The 14,180-nt window shown below is 61.0% G+C and carries 14 protein-coding genes; 4 read left to right on the plus strand and 10 right to left on the minus strand.

The features are described 5' to 3' along the window. Positions 1–2: 2 nt before the first annotated feature. Positions 3–941 carry a LysR family transcriptional regulator gene (locus tag J2857_RS08235; protein WP_210009612.1) on the minus strand — a complete coding sequence of 313 codons (939 nt, stop codon included), beginning with the start codon at positions 939–941 and terminating at the stop codon, positions 3–5. A 171-nt stretch (positions 942–1,112) separates the two neighbouring features. On the opposite strand from J2857_RS08235, the gene J2857_RS08240 reads away from it, so the two are divergent. Together J2857_RS08240 and J2857_RS08245 are read left to right on the plus strand one after the other, a co-directional pair. Next, positions 1,113–1,322 carry a hypothetical protein gene (locus J2857_RS08240; RefSeq protein WP_210009613.1) on the plus strand — a complete coding sequence of 70 codons (210 nt, stop codon included), beginning with the start codon at positions 1,113–1,115 and terminating at the stop codon, positions 1,320–1,322. Between the two features lie 235 nt (positions 1,323–1,557). Beyond that, positions 1,558–2,577 (plus strand): GlxA family transcriptional regulator, encoded by a 1,020-nt coding sequence (locus J2857_RS08245; protein ID WP_245363193.1) that lies wholly within the window; start codon positions 1,558–1,560, stop codon positions 2,575–2,577. A gap of 20 nt (positions 2,578–2,597) precedes the next feature. Here the strand turns inward: J2857_RS08245 and J2857_RS08250 are convergent, their stop codons facing one another. The 4 genes from J2857_RS08250 to J2857_RS08265 form a co-directional block, all read right to left on the minus strand. Then, a complete protein-coding gene (locus J2857_RS08250; protein ID WP_210009618.1) occupies positions 2,598–3,206 on the minus strand; it encodes a GGDEF domain-containing protein in 609 nt (202 codons plus the stop codon). Positions 3,207–3,223: 17 nt separating this feature from the next. After that, positions 3,224–4,072 (minus strand): response regulator, encoded by an 849-nt coding sequence (locus J2857_RS08255; protein WP_210009620.1) that lies wholly within the window; start codon positions 4,070–4,072, stop codon positions 3,224–3,226. A gap of 159 nt (positions 4,073–4,231) precedes the next feature. After that, positions 4,232–6,745, minus strand: a complete 2,514-nt coding sequence (locus J2857_RS08260; protein WP_210009622.1) for a GcvT family protein — start codon at positions 6,743–6,745, stop codon at positions 4,232–4,234. Positions 6,746–6,898: 153 nt separating this feature from the next. Next, the gene (locus J2857_RS08265; RefSeq protein ID WP_245363051.1) at positions 6,899–9,379 is read right to left on the minus strand and encodes a mechanosensitive ion channel domain-containing protein; all 2,481 of its coding nucleotides are present in this window, start codon (positions 9,377–9,379) and stop codon (positions 6,899–6,901) included. 164 nt (positions 9,380–9,543) lie between these two features. Here J2857_RS08265 and J2857_RS08270 point away from each other — a divergent pair, with 164 nt between their 5' ends. Then, positions 9,544–9,795: a GlsB/YeaQ/YmgE family stress response membrane protein gene (locus J2857_RS08270; RefSeq protein ID WP_037082159.1), complete on the plus strand. Its 252-nt coding sequence runs from the start codon at positions 9,544–9,546 to the stop codon at positions 9,793–9,795. 11 nt (positions 9,796–9,806) lie between these two features. On the opposite strand, the gene J2857_RS08275 is transcribed toward J2857_RS08270, so the two are convergent. From J2857_RS08275 to J2857_RS08290, 4 genes are all read right to left on the minus strand, one after another. Next, entirely contained in the window at positions 9,807–10,364 is a 558-nt protein-coding gene (locus tag J2857_RS08275) for a DUF924 family protein (protein ID WP_210009624.1), read from the minus strand. Positions 10,365–10,375: 11 nt separating this feature from the next. After that, the gene (locus J2857_RS08280) at positions 10,376–10,867 is read right to left on the minus strand and encodes a heme-degrading domain-containing protein (protein WP_210009625.1); all 492 of its coding nucleotides are present in this window, start codon (positions 10,865–10,867) and stop codon (positions 10,376–10,378) included. A 60-nt stretch (positions 10,868–10,927) separates the two neighbouring features. Next, positions 10,928–11,479, minus strand: a complete 552-nt coding sequence (gene msuE, locus J2857_RS08285; RefSeq protein WP_210009626.1) for an FMN reductase — start codon at positions 11,477–11,479, stop codon at positions 10,928–10,930. A 117-nt stretch (positions 11,480–11,596) separates the two neighbouring features. Beyond that, entirely contained in the window at positions 11,597–12,982 is a 1,386-nt protein-coding gene (locus tag J2857_RS08290; RefSeq protein ID WP_210009627.1) for an FAD/NAD(P)-binding protein, read from the minus strand. A gap of 205 nt (positions 12,983–13,187) precedes the next feature. On the opposite strand from J2857_RS08290, the gene J2857_RS08295 reads away from it, so the two are divergent. After that, positions 13,188–13,436 carry a hypothetical protein gene (locus tag J2857_RS08295; RefSeq protein ID WP_210009628.1) on the plus strand — a complete coding sequence of 83 codons (249 nt, stop codon included), beginning with the start codon at positions 13,188–13,190 and terminating at the stop codon, positions 13,434–13,436. A gap of 79 nt (positions 13,437–13,515) precedes the next feature. On the opposite strand, the gene J2857_RS08300 is transcribed toward J2857_RS08295, so the two are convergent. Further along, entirely contained in the window at positions 13,516–13,881 is a 366-nt protein-coding gene (locus tag J2857_RS08300) for a response regulator (protein ID WP_210009629.1), read from the minus strand. Between the last annotated feature and the right edge of the window lie 299 nt (positions 13,882–14,180).

Below are 14,180 nucleotides of genomic sequence, written 5' to 3' on the forward strand. Positions count from 1 at the left end.
TATCAGGCCGCCGCGGCGACCATCGAGCCGAACGCCTCGCGGATGCTTTCTGCCACGGCCTTGCCGGGTACGGAAAGCTGCGGTGCCGTCAACAGGCGGATATCGAAGTTGATCAGCTCGGGCAGGCCTTCCTTCGGGCCGAGTATCTGCATGTCCTCGGTCACGTAGGAGCGCGGGAACGGCGCGATTGCAAGGTCGGACAGCACGGCGGCGCGCTGCGCCATCGTATGGGCGCTCGCATAGGCGATGCGATAGGTCCGCTTGTGCTTCTCGAGCTGGGCGATCGCATCCTGCCGCCAGACACAGCCGTCCTCCCAGACCGAAATCGGCAGCGGATCGCGCAGATAGGCCGTGCCGCATTTTGCGCCGGCCCAGACCAGTCGTTCGGTGTGAATCATCTCTCCGGCCGTCGAAAAAGGCCGGGTGGCACAGTTGATCAGCGCCAGATCCAGCCGCTGCTCGTCCATACGCTTCTTGAGCGCCAGGCTCATATCGACGGTGACATCGACCATGATGCCCGGAAAGCTCTCGCCGAAATCCTTGAGCACCTTCGGCAGAAGGCGTTCGGCGATATCGTCCGGCGCGCCCAGGCGCACCACGCCGGAAAGTTCCGGCATGACGAAACGTGACACGGCTTCGTTGGAGAGCGCCAGCATGCGCCGCGCATAGGAGAGCAGCATCTCGCCGTGCTGCGTCAGCGACACCGAGCGGGCATCGCGCAGGAAGAGCACCGTCTTCAACTGCTCTTCCAGCTTCTTGATCTGCATCGAAACGGCCGAGGGCGTGCGCAGAACCGCATCGGCGGCGGTCGAGAAATTGCCGGTTTCGGCAATCGCCACGAACGTGCGCAATACATCGTTATCGAGCAGCGGAAGCGGCGGGCGGAATGGAACAGTCATATCAGCCTCTATCAATAATTCTGAACCTAAAGACCATATCATTTCGTTTGATTGAATGTCAAACGAGCGGCATAGTCAAAAGCATCGGAAGTGAGCGTCGATACAACACAGAATTTCATGAGACGCATAACACACATCCGATTGATTGATGGATTGATGGCGTTCATTGTCCCGATTGAGCGTTGTCCCGTGAGACACCCAAGGAGAACCGACATGACTATGATCACCTATCAGGAGAGCGATCGCTCCCGGTTCCGGCCGTCCTCGTTCGCCTCGCTCATCCACCCTGTCCTGACTGTGGTGGTACGGCTTCGCGATCAATGGCGTCGCCGCCAGACCGAAAGAATGCTGGAAGGTTTGCCGGCAGAAATCCGCAAGGACATCGGATGGCCGACGACCAATGCCGCACCGCATCGCCGATAACCCTCCCGCACCATGGCCCGCCCTCGCATCAATGAGGCGGGCCATGGTGTCTGCGACACGCTTTTAGCCCGCTCCCCCCGCCAATTGCGTCTGCGACCCGCCCATGTCGCAAAAATGTTATCAGCCTGTCGCCAAAAGCCCTTCTCCGCCGACTTTCCCCGTGCCAATGTCGCTTTTGAAGAAAAGCAGGCCGCAATGTACGGCCACGAACAAGGGGAATGACGGCATGAATGTGATGACCAAAAGCCCGGCGGCAAAGCGCTCTCTTGTCTTTTTTCTTGTTCCCCATTTCACCATGCTGCCTTTTGCGGCGGCGGTGGAGACGCTGCGAATCGCCAATCGCATGCTCGGCTACTCGGCCTATACCTGGCGGCTCTGTTCCGCCGATGGCGAGAAAGTCTATTCCTCGAGCGGCATCGGCATCGAGGTCAACTCCTCGCTCGCCGAGGAACGCCGCAACCTCTCCGGCGAAAACCGCCCCAATATGGTTCTGGTCTGCTCGGGCGTCTACGTCGAGGAGTTCAACAACAAGTCGGTCAACGCCTGGCTGAGAGAAACCTATAACCGCGGCATTGCCGTTGGAAGTCTGTGCACCGGGGCGCACGTGCTCGCCCAGGCCGGGCTGCTGAACGGCAAGCGTTGTGCGATCCACTGGGAGAACCTGCCGGGCTTTGCCGAGGCATTCCCGCAGGCGGAAGTCTATGCGGATCTCTACGAGGTCGATTCAAACCTCTATACCTGCGCCGGCGGCACCGCCTCGCTCGACATGATGCTGAACCTGATCAGCCAGGATTTCGGCGAGAACCTCGTCAACCGGGTCTGCGAACAACAGCTGACAGACCGAGTCCGCAATCCGCACGATCGCCAGCGCCTGCCGCTGCGGGCCCGCCTGGGCGTCCAGAACGCCAAGGTCCTGTCGATCATCGAGGTCATGGAAAACAACCTCTCCGAACCGCTGTCGCTGGTCGAGATTGCCGACGATGCGGGCCTCTCCCGGCGCCAGATCGAACGCCTGTTCCGCCAGGAAATGGGCCGCTCGCCGGCGCGCTATTATCTGGAAATCCGGCTCGACCGGGCGCGGCACCTGCTCGTGCAGTCCTCGATGCCCGTGGTCGAGGTGGCGGTTGCCTGCGGTTTCGTGTCCGCGTCGCATTTCTCGAAATGTTATCGTGAGGTCTATAACCGTTCGCCGCAACAGGAACGGGCCGAGCGCAAGCTCAATATGAATACGTCCCGCACCGGCGTAGTGGCCTGAGCCCGTGTGATTGCGGCGGGTCAGCCTGCCGCCTGCAGGACGATCGTATAGTCCGAAAACACTCTGTTCCGGCCATGGCTTTTCGCCATGAACAGGAATTGTTCTGCAGCATTAAGATAATTGTCGAACGTTTCCGGGCCGCAGACCTCCGCCAGCCCGATCGAAACGGTGATCGAAAAATCGATATCGCCGGAAACGATCCTGATGCCGGCGATCTCATGCCTCAGCTTCTCGCACAATTCGGTCGCGGCGGGTGCGTCGAGACCGACCAACAGCATGCCGAACTCTTCCTCACCCAGCCGGGCAAGAAGATTCCGGCCGCCGCCGCACGCGGAACCAAGCCTGGCGGCGGTGGTCTTGACGACCTGGGCGACGGTTTCTTCGCAATGGACAGCGTTCAACCGCCGGAAGTGGTCGATGTCTGCGATCGCGACGGCGCAGAATATTCCCTCTGAAAGGCACTCCCTCACCAACGGTTCTCCGAGCCGATAAAATTCCTTCAGATTGACCAGACCGGTCAACGGATCGGCAACCGGACTGGCCGCCTCCATCTGAATCGGTGACGGCGCCGCCCGACCGTAGGTCAGGCGCTCCGTCTCCCGGAAATGCTGGCTTCGAAGGTACGGCATGCAGAATTCCTCGGGGATCAGGCGACGTTCTTCACCGCCGATTCTTGACGTCTTGCCTGCATCGACCGGATCTGGATGAGCGTATCCAGGTTCTGATTGACGCGGCAGTAAAACTCCTCGTCGATGAAGGGGCGCAGCATGAAATCATTGCCGCCGGCCTTCAGGAAACGGGCCGAAAGCAGGCGGTTCGAAGAGGACGAGACGCCGATGATCCTGAGCTCGTGCGAACCGCGCACCGAGCGGATGCGGCGGGTGAGTTCGAAACCATCGATATCGGGCATGTTGTAGTCGGTAACGACGAGGCCGATATCCGGGTTCTTCTTGAGGATATCCAAGGCCTTGGCACCGTTCTCCGCAACGCTGACGCGGAAATTGTAACGCTTCAGACGGCTCGAGAGCAGCGCCCGTGCGGTCGGGCTATCGTCGACGATCAGCACGTGGTGGCGATGATTGGTGAGGAACCGGCAGACTGACTCGGCCAGCATCTCAACCGCAAAGACATTGTCCTTGAGGATATAGTCGACGATGTCCTTGGTCAGAAGCTTGTCGCGGGTTTCCTCATGGAAGGTCCCGGTAAACACGATGGTCGGGATCGACAGATCGACGAGATACTCCAACGCTTCGCCGTTTTCCGCGCCTGGCAGGTTGATATTGGAAATCGCCAGCATCACCGGCTCGGCGGAGCGGTCATAAGCGAACTGCAATTCCTCGAAGTTGCGGCAGATCTCGACCTCGATGCCGAACAGCTCCTTGAGCCGGGTCCCGATCATCGAAGTGAAGACGTTGGAATCCTCCGCAAGCAGGATGCGGGAGTTTGCCAGTGATTGGCCGGAATACTGCATCCCGGAGATACCGAGGAATGTCATGGTGCCCCTTATCGAATAAGATATTATCCCCTCTGATAACATCCGTAGTGGAAACGGTTTGCAGAACCGTTAATCGGAGCGGCGCTACGGTATCAAAACGGGACGGGCGGCCCGAGGACCGCCCACTAATGTCAACGACTTGTTACTTGAAGCCGGTTTTCAGGCCCGTAGCGCCGTGTTGTCGGCGTCGAACGGGCTTTCCGGCACAACGCTGGCATTGTAGAGGCTGCCGAGAATCTTGATCTTGAGCCTGGTGCCGGTCTCTGCATAGCCCGGCTTGACCATCGCAAGCGCCAACGACTTGCCGATACGCCAGCCGTAGGCGCCGTTGGTGGCGCGACCGATCAATTCGCCATCTTCGTTGTAGATCGCCTCCGACCCGCGGGCGTCGACATCATTGGCGCCCTCGATGACCAGCGTGCAGAAATTCCACTTCAGCCCCTTTTCCCTGTAGGAAAGCAGGCCCTCTCTGCCGAGGAACTCCTTGTCGGTCTTGATGAACCGGTCGAGGCCGGATTCATAGGCATTGTACTCGATCGACATTTCGCGCGGGATGAGCCGGTAGGATTTTTCGACCGACATCGAGAGCATGGCCCGGATGCCGAAAGGCTTGATGCCGAATTCGGCACCGGCTTCCATCAGCTTGTCGAAGATGTAGTTCTGCATCTCGATCGGGTGATGCAGTTCCCAGCCCAGTTCGCCGACGAAATTGACGCGCAGCGCATGGGCGGAGGCCATGCCGACGGAAATCTCCTTGCCGGAAAGCCAGGGGAAATCCTTGTTGTCGAGGCTGGTGCGGGTGAGCTTCTTCAAGACCTGGCGGGACTTCGGGCCGGCCAGAACCAGCACGCCGAGCTTTTGGGTGATCTGGGTCAGTTTGACCGAGCCATCTGTCGGCGCGAGCTTACGCAAGTAGTCCTGGTCATGCGCCTCGTAGGCACCCGCCGACACGAGATAGAAACGATTGGGTGCCCATTCGTAGACGGTGAATTCGGCGCGCACACCACCCTGTTTTGTCAGAAGGTGGCAGAGCGCGATGCGGCCGCGCTTCTTCGGGATCGCATTGGCAAAGATCGAGTCGAGGAAGGCGCGGGCTCCCGGCCCTGAGACTTCCATCTTGGCGAAAGCCGACATGTCGAGCACGCCGACATTCTCGTGGACATTTTTGACCTCGTTGCCGACGTGGTCGAAATAGTTCGAGCGGCGGAAGGACCATTTTTCGACGATCCGGCCATCTTCCAGCGCCGGCGCGTGATTGTGGGCGGTCAGCACGTCGACGCCGACACCGAGGTCTTCCGCCGGCACTTCATACCCTTCGGGCGCGAACCAGTTGGCGCGTTCCCAGCCGTAGACGGAGCCGAACACGGCGCCCATCTTCTTCAGCCGGTCATAGACTGGCGTCGTCTTCAAGGGACGCGCGGCGGAACGCTCTTCGTCAGGATAATGCATCGTGAAAACATTGGCATAGGCCTCTTCGTTCTTCTCGATGAGATAGCCTTCCGTTGCGTAAGGACCGAAGCGGCGCGGATCGACGCCCATCATGTCGACGGTCGGCTCGCCGTCGACGATCCATTCCGCCAGCTGCCAGCCGGCGCCGCCGGCGGCGGTGATGCCGAAGGAATGGCCTTCGTTCAGCCAGAAGTTCTTGAGGCCCGGCGCCGGGCCGACGATCGGCGATCCGTCCGGGGTATAGGCGATCGCGCCATTGTAGACCTTCTTGATACCGACCTCCCCAAACGCCGGCACGCGCACGATGGCTGTCTCGATATAGGGCATCAGCCGGTCGAGTTCCTCGTTGAAGAGCTCGTACTCGCTCTCGTCGGACGGACCGTCGACGTAACAGACGGGTGCTCCGACCTCGTAAGGCCCGAGCAGCAGGCCGCCATTCTCCTCGCGCATGTACCAGGAGGAGTCAGATTCGCGTAAGACCCCCATTTCCGGCAGGCCCTTGGCCTTGCGCTCCTGGATCGCCGGATGCGGCTCGGTAACGATGTACTGGTGCTCGACCGGGATGACCGGGATGTTGATGCCGACCATCTCGCCGGTCTTGCGGGCGAAGTTGCCGGTGCAGGAAATGATGTGCTCGGCCGTGATCTCGCCCTTGTCGGTCGTCACCTTCCAGAGCCCGTCCGGCTGCTGCTCGATGGCGGTGACGGCCGTGTTGCGATAGATCGTGGCGCCGAGGTCGCGCGCACCCTTGGCGAGCGCCTGGGTAAGGTCGGCCGGCTGGATGTAGCCGTCGTCCGGATGCTGGATGGCGCCGAGAATGCCGTCCGTTTCGCAGAGCGGCCAGATCTCCTTCACCTGTTCCGCCGTCAGGATATTGACCTTGACGCCGATCGTCTCGGCGATCCCGGCATAATACATGTACTCTTCCCAGCGGTCCTTGGTGCGGGCAAGGCGGATGTTCGAGACTTTCGAAAAACCGACATTCATGCCGGTTTCTTCCTGTAGTTCCTGATAGAAACGCACCGAATATTTATGCAGCTGGCCGACCGAATAGGAAAGGTTGAAGAGCGGCAGGAGGCCCGCCGCATGCCAGGTCGAACCGGAGGTCAGTTCCTTGCGCTCGATCAGGACCGCGTCGCTCCAGCCCTTTTTCGCCAGATGATAAAGCGTCGAAACACCGACCACGCCGCCGCCGATCACCACCGCCCGTGCATGTGTCTTCATGGAAAGAACCCCTCTTCGGCCTCGTGCGGCCTTTTCGCAAACTGAAGGGACTATGCAATTCCGGCAGGCGAGCCAAACGCCTGATTACGACATGGCAAGAGCCAGCCCGCGACGGTCGTCAGAATGGCCGGGCGGGCTCGAGGGGCGGGACGGTTATGCGCCCCCTCTTGCATCGTTCTCCACCGGCAGGATCGGCTTGCCGCGATGAAAGATGATCTCCTGCTGCGGAAACGGGATCTCGATTCCCTCCTCCTTGAACCGCCTGAGGATGGCGATCCTGAGATTGTTGCGGATTCTCAGGCCCTCGCCCATGTCGGCCAGATGGAACCTCAGTTCGAAATTGAGCGAAGACGGCCCGAAGCTCAGAAACTCCACGTGCGGTTCCGGATTGCGCAGCACTTCCGGCACCTGATCGACCAGTTCCAGAAGGATATCCATCACCTTCTGCGGGTCGGCATGGTGGCTCACCGCGACCGGTACTTCGGAACGCCCGATCCTGTTGCGATGCGTCCAGTTGCCGACCGGCGAATTGATGAGGTCGGAATTCGGCACGATGATCGACTGCTTGCGGAACGTCTCGATCTCGGTCGCACGCACGGAGATGCGCTTGACGATACCTTCCGTCGTCCCGGTCACCACATGGTCGCCCACCTTGAACGGCCGTTCGACGAGCAGGATCAGACCGGACACGAAGTTCGAGACGATATTCTGGAGACCAAAACCGATGCCGACCGACAGGGCGGACGCGACCAGCGCGAAGCTCGAGAGATCGATGCCCGCGGCCGAGACTCCGACGATCACCGCAAGCCCGATACCGAGGTAACCGATGCCGGTCTTGACCGAATTGCGGACGCCGAGATCCACCTGGCTGCGCGCCAGCACGTTGCCGTCGATCCACTTCTGTATCCAGCGCGTGACGACGAAACCGAGGCCGAAAAGCAGAATGCCGCCGAGAATGCCGACGATCGAGATCGAGATGTTGCCGATCCGAATCTGCGTGAAGAAGCTGTAGATCCAGGCTTCGATATCGGCGATCTGGAAACCCCAGGTCAGCAGGATGAGGGGGATGCCGAGGATCAGCGCAAAGGCATATATGCCAAGTCCCGCGACAAGCCCGGCCTGGTCGAGCGAAACCTCGCCGAAATCGAAACGCTCGGCGAGCCGGCGGCCGACAGCCGTATCCGTGAACGACCCCTGTTTCGAAATCGCCCTGCCCGACAGGAGTCCGATATAGATCAGCACGATCACCGCACCGGTCAGCACGATCTGGGTCGAGGCGAACCGGGCAAGCCCTACATATCCCGTCAGCACCGACAGGATCAGGAGCAGGCCCATGATACGAAGGAGCAGCGGAAAGAAGCGCGGCCACCGATGCCCGGGACCATCGGGATCCTCACCCTCGACAAGCCGAGGCTGGACGAAGGAGATGGCGATCAGGATCAGGCCGATGATCACCGACGCGAGCAGGCTCTTGACGATGGTCAAAACCAGCGGCGAATTCAGCGCCTCGCTGATTGCGCCGAGCAGATAGTCGAGGCCGTTGACGATCGCCATGGCGAGTACGGCCAGCGTCAGCAGGCGGGCACCGCGATTGGTGATGCGGACGAGCCGCCACTCCGGCTCACCCGGCGCCAATACGCCATACGTGAGCTTCCAGACGAAGTTGACGAACCAGACGAAGCCGAAGAAGGTCACCACGATCGGCGTGATATCTGTCCGCAGGACGTTGAAGCCGTCGAGGAACAGAAAGGAGGCGACCAGGAAGGCCGCCAGAGACACGGTCTGGATGACCGTCGACCAGAACGCCACCGACAAACGGCGAATGTAGGAAGGATGCTCATAGTCGTTCCGCCGGATGAAGCGCCCGAACAGGCGGTATCCTCCGGACAGGAAGAGCATGGCCGCGCCCAGCGACAGCGCCAGAGCGCCCAACAGCTGCAGCTTCTTGAATTTCCAGACGAAACTGATCCAGCCGCTGAAGGTGGAGCCGAAATTCCGGACTTCGGCGACGAACGCGTTGCCAGCATCGGCGAACAATTCGCCCGATAGCTCGGTGTGGCGGAACAGCGTCTGGGTAAACAGCGTGCGGCGCAGATTGGTGATCGTGTTGGCGACTTGGTTCGCGCTGTTCGAAAGCTGGCCGGCGTCGTCGACGATAAGATTGAGCTCCGAGCGCTCGTTCAGCAGCCGGTTGCGCTCTTCAACGACCGCGGGCGCTTCCGCAGGCTGGCCGGCGGCCGGCGGCTCGCCGAGGCTCTTGAGCCGGGCCTGGATCTGTTCGACGCGGGTGCGCATGGCATCCGAGGCCGAGCGCATTTCGCCGACGATCGTTTCCGCCTGGACCCTGAGTTCCGCAAGACGTGCATCATCATCGGCGTCGCTTTGGATCCGGTTGCGGAAGCTATCGAGCTGCTGACGGATCGTGTCGATCTTACCCTTCATGTCCGAATTGATCGAATCGAGGGTGACGTCGGGCGGCACCTGCTCCTGGCGCTGTCCCTGCGCCTGCTGTTGCGCCTGGGCGAACCCATGCGACGACGAGCCCAGCTGGGCGGCGGCGATCATGAGTGCTGCGACCAGCACGCGGATTATCTGCCGAAGGGTTGAAGGGCCGGTCGTGGGAAGTTCTGTCAAATGTCTGCTCTTTTGTCTTTCGATCGGATTCGTCCGCGAAAATAGAGTGACTTCTGGGCGAAGAAAAGGAATGCTGCGGTCCAGGTTCCAGGAATTGGAACAATTCCTGGAACCTGGACCATTTTTTCGCGTTTCCCCGTCCCAACAACCACTGAGGGTAAGTCATGGAACAGGCAGGTATCGGCTGGATCGCAGCCATCATCATCGGCGGTATTGCCGGCTGGCTCGCCGAAAAGTTCATGAAAAGCGACATGGGCTTGATCATGAACATCATTCTCGGCATCGTCGGCGCCATCATCGCCAATGCCATTCTCGGCGTCTTCGGCGTCGCGCTCGGCGGCTGGATCGGCTACCTGATCGCCGGCTTCATCGGGGCATGCATCCTGATCGCCGTCGCACGCATGTTCCGCCGATAGTTACGACAAGCTCAGAAACCGGCGCCGGGCTTGGCCAGATATTCGAGTTCGGCGGCGGTCGATTCCCGGCCGAGCAGCGCATTGCGATGCGGGAAACGGCCAAATTCGCGGATCACCGCACGGTGACGTTCCGCATAATCCAGATATTCCGCATCACCCAGCAAGGCGAAGAGTTCAACCGACCGATCCTGATCGGCGAGCGTTTCCGAGTGTTCGAAGGGAAGATAGAAGAAGCCACGCTGCTCGGGCAGAACCGCCATATCTGCGCCGGCCTCGACCGCCAGCCTGGCCTCGCGCAAAGCCAGCCAATCCGTTGCGAAGGCAAGCGGGGTGCCGCGATAGAGGTTGCGGGAAAGCTGGTCGAGCACGATCACCGCCGCGAGGCGATCTTCCGGCGACGTCCGCCAGGCGTCGAGCCCACCGCGGGCAAGCGAAAGATGGGTAGCGGCGAAATGCCTGCGCATCGCCTCGTCGAGCGCCTCGTTCTTCTCGAACCAGTCCTTGCGGGTCAGCTCCCTGAACCAGAAGGTGAAAACTTCCTCGGGGGTTTTGATGTCGGCCTGTGCCACAGCATATCTCCTTAGCCGAGACGGAGTGTGGAGATATCCTTGCCGGTCATCCGGGCAAGGGCTTCGACGACCATATTGTGATCCTCGCGCTGCGGCAGGCCGGATACAGTCACCGCCCCGATGCAGCCGACACCGGCGACCTGGATCGGAAAGCTGCCGCCATGCGGCGCGTGGTCCGCCGCGGAAATACCGTATCGGTTTTCCACCGTATCGCCCTGGAGATCGAGCTTCCGTCCGATCCCGTAGCTCGATTGGAAAAAGCGGAGCACCAGATTGCGCTTACGGCGTACCCAGTTTTCGTTGTCTGCGGTCGTGCCCGGCAATGCCGTGTAAAAAGCCGACATCGAATGCAGCCGCACATCAATGACGACGCTCAGGCCCCGCTCGACGGCCATATGGCGAAGCAGCGATCCGAGATCCCAGGCGGTGCTCAGGTCGAACCGGTCGAAGACGAGTGCCCTCTCCTGTTCCGCGATCTTCGCCATGTCTTCTTCGATCGTCATGCGTTCCCCTCCGGATTGCGATGGCGGGGATTGATGACGACAAATCCGGCGAAAGTAAAGTTACTCGGCGGCGGCGAGTTCCCGGACGGGGAAGAAGGCGGCAAGCTCGTCGACGGCGAAGCCGATCCGCTGCTGCAAGGACTCCGAGACGACCCGATAGTCGGCGAAATCTCGATCGGACGCGTAGACGGCCGTCGGCAATGTATGGGCCATGAAGAAACCGAAGAGCGGCCGAAGCTGATGTTCGACCATCAGCGCGTGCCGGTCGCCGCCGCCAGTTGCGGTGATCAGGATCGGCTTGGCACGCAGTTGTTCCGGATCGATCAGATCGATGAAATGTTTGAAGAGGCCGGGATAGCTGCCCTTGTAGGTCGGTGAACCGACGATGAGGAAATCGGCCTCCACGACATCGGTAAGCACCCTGGCGGCCGCTTCGTCGAGATCGCCCTGGCGTTGCGCCTGACCGAGAGACGGCCCGACATCGGTGAGGTCGTGAAGCCGGACGTCGAAGCCATACCGTTCGGCGGCGACCGAGGCGATGTGTTCGACCAGCGCAAAGGTCTTGGACGGGCGGTTATAGCTACCCGCAAGACCGACGAGTTTCAGGACCATGGAAATTCCTCTCTGCGCAATGACTTTCCCCAGATTAGCGTGGGTACCGCAGCATGAAAGCAAGGAACCTGCCGCAGATATCCCGTCAGGAGAAAATCATGCTCAGAGAATGCTTGATCACGCGATGCGGGCCGTCCGCGGCGCAGCGCGGGCGATCTGGGCGGTGATCTCTTCGGCCAGCGCCTTCGCCTGAACCCGGATATCTGGCACCGCCGTGATCTCCCAGAACTGGCCGGCCGTGAGCGCTCCGGCTGCAAACAGGCCCGGCTGCGGCCGGCCGTCCGGATCGAGAACCCGAGACTGACGGTCTACGGAAATGCCAAGTCCGAGCTCGTCCATGGAGATCATCTGTCGATTGCGCATCTCGGTCAGCAGCGGCGAATGGCCGATTCCGGCGCGCTCCATACCGGTGCAGTTGACGATCCAATCCGCATGGAAGGAGACGATGTCCGGCGTGCCGCGCTGCCTGAACTGGACACGCGCACCCTCGCCATCCCTGTCGATCGAGCGGAGGAAGCCTGCATGCACGGTCACCGTGCCATCCTTCAGAAGCGCGTCGAAGCGCGCAAACACCTCCGGCGCGATACGGTGACGGTGGACATTCCACCAGGCCAGCGCGTGCCGAAGGAAACGGGAGCGCTGATCGGCACTGAGGCTCTGCCACAAAGCCTGTGTCTGCGGTCGCAGGCCGTCGACGACGCCCCGCCAGTCGGCGCCGTTCTCCACCTGTCGCCGCAAGGCGTGCAGCAGCGCACTGATTTCGCGGCTATCGGGCAGATCCGGCGTGACGGGAGCCGCGCGCCGGGTCGGATGCGGGTGCGGCACCAGTCCGCGCCGCGACAGGACATGGATGCGGCCGCGATGTCCCTGGGCGCGCAGCGACAGGACCTGGTCGATCATCGTCAGGCCGGAGCCGAAGATACAGAGTTCATCGGTACGGCCGACGCGCGACAGCCAGCCTAACCGCCAGGGATTGTCGATGGTTCGCCCACCGACGCCCGGATCGATCCGATCCTTCGGCAGAGGCAGATCGGCATTGCCGACGCCGAGTGCAAGAATAACGGTACGGGCGCGCAGTTCGCCGGCGTTGTCGAGATGGAAGACGAGTCCATCCTGTTCGCACTGGATGCAGGCGGTCGCCTTGGCCCGGATGAAATCCACATGCGCGCGCCGCTCGCGGGGCCTCAGCAGCGAGGCCAGCGTGTCGCGCAGATAGAGGCCGTAATCACCGCGAGAGGCGAAATCCTCCGGGAAGGCCGCCCTGCCCTGGCGGCGCAGCCATTCGACGAAATCGTCCGGCCTATCCGGAAACACGCTCATCCGGGCCGCCGGCACATTGAGGCGGTGCAGATAAAATTCGGTGCGATAGGCCGTGCCCCGCCCGAAGCCGGGATCATCGCCGACGACAGCGATCGAGGCGGAAGCCGGCAGGATGCGAAGGAGATTGATGGTAAGGGCAATTGCAGAAAAACCCGAACCGACGACGGCGACATCATAAGTCATCAAGCACACTCCTCGTCCTCGTTGCTTTGGGCGAAAGGCTGTGTTGGACGCCACGGGAAGCCGGTTTTGGATCCGCTTCCGTGGTCGCTTCAATGTCTACCAACTTAATAGAGATTGACGAAGAGTAAAGGCATTTTCGCGTCTCTGTCAGTTGCACGCCTGTTCAGGCCGCGGCAGCGTAGGAGATTCCGCGCTTGGATTGGTATTGCTGGGCGTCCCCGGCGGCTGGCAGCGATCTTCCTGGTCGACGGTGCCCGTCGTGCTGTTGGTCGTCGTCGGATCGGTAACCCCGGGAAGCGTCGTGACCGTCGAAGTGCCGGAATTGGCATCGGGTGGGATCGTTGTCGTCTGGGGAAAGGTGGGAGTAGCCGCCGCACCGGATGTCTGGGCCAAGACGGGGGCGGCAAACGACAGCGAGAGGGCGGAAAACGCGATGAGCCTCTTCAGCATCTGAAAATTCCTCCGGTTGATCGGAGGAGATAACCGGAAGCCATGCCACTTGGTTCCGGCGGCCCGTCTTCGGCCCGGCACCTTCAGCCCGGCATCATCTCGTGAATCGAGGACAGCAGCAGGTCGTGCTGGTAGGGTTTGGGCAGGAACACCGTGTTGGCCGGTAGAAGCATCGGATCCAGGCTGACAACGCCCGACGTGATGATGATGCCGACGCTCGGGCGGATTGCCCGGATGCGCTGGGCAAGCTGAATGCCATCCATGGACCCGGCCATATTGACGTCGGTGAAGATTATGTCGATATCGTCACGGTTGCGGAACAGCACCATCGCCTCGTCGGCATTGCCGGCTTCCAGCACGTGATGCCCGACCTCTTCCAGCGCATCGAGCGTGGTGAAGCGGATCAGCGGTTCATCCTCGACGACAAGCACAACGGCCTTCTGCGCCATAACGTCTCCTTCATCCTTTGGACCTTGCCCCACAGCTTCAACAGGCGCAAACGCTTCAACAGGCGCAAACGCTCCAACAGGCGCAAACGCTTCGTGAGTGGCAGGTTGGGACCCGCTCCGCCGTAAGGCCATATAGGAGACAGGTGAGTCGCGGCAAGTGGAGGCGACGCCGGGGAAGGCCGCTCTCACTTACGGTCTTCCCCGACAATCGGCTGTTTCAATAATGGACAATGCCATTTGACAGAATGCGAAAATGGGCTTGCCAAGCGCCCCGAAATATCCTGTAGCAATCTGCACAA

The sequence above is a fragment of the Neorhizobium galegae genome, assembly GCF_017877055.1.
GTDB lineage: Bacteria > Pseudomonadota > Alphaproteobacteria > Rhizobiales > Rhizobiaceae > Neorhizobium > Neorhizobium galegae_D.

Coding starts and splice junctions, on each gene's coding strand:
- J2857_RS08235 (WP_210009612.1), bottom strand. CDS start 941: ATGATATGGTCTTTAGGTTCAGAATTATTGATAGAGGCTGATATGACT.
- J2857_RS08240 (WP_210009613.1), top strand. CDS start 1,113: ATGACTATGATCACCTATCAGGAGAGCGATCGCTCCCGGTTCCGGCCG.
- J2857_RS08245 (WP_245363193.1), top strand. CDS start 1,558: ATGACCAAAAGCCCGGCGGCAAAGCGCTCTCTTGTCTTTTTTCTTGTT.
- J2857_RS08250 (WP_210009618.1), bottom strand. CDS start 3,206: ATGCCGTACCTTCGAAGCCAGCATTTCCGGGAGACGGAGCGCCTGACC.
- J2857_RS08255 (WP_210009620.1), bottom strand. CDS start 4,072: ATGACATTCCTCGGTATCTCCGGGATGCAGTATTCCGGCCAATCACTG.
- J2857_RS08260 (WP_210009622.1), bottom strand. CDS start 6,745: ATGAAGACACATGCACGGGCGGTGGTGATCGGCGGCGGCGTGGTCGGT.
- J2857_RS08270 (WP_037082159.1), top strand. CDS start 9,544: ATGGAACAGGCAGGTATCGGCTGGATCGCAGCCATCATCATCGGCGGT.
- J2857_RS08280 (WP_210009625.1), bottom strand. CDS start 10,867: ATGACGATCGAAGAAGACATGGCGAAGATCGCGGAACAGGAGAGGGCA.
- msuE (WP_210009626.1), bottom strand. CDS start 11,479: ATGGTCCTGAAACTCGTCGGTCTTGCGGGTAGCTATAACCGCCCGTCC.
- J2857_RS08290 (WP_210009627.1), bottom strand. CDS start 12,982: ATGACTTATGATGTCGCCGTCGTCGGTTCGGGTTTTTCTGCAATTGCC.
- J2857_RS08300 (WP_210009629.1), bottom strand. CDS start 13,881: ATGGCGCAGAAGGCCGTTGTGCTTGTCGTCGAGGATGAACCGCTGATC.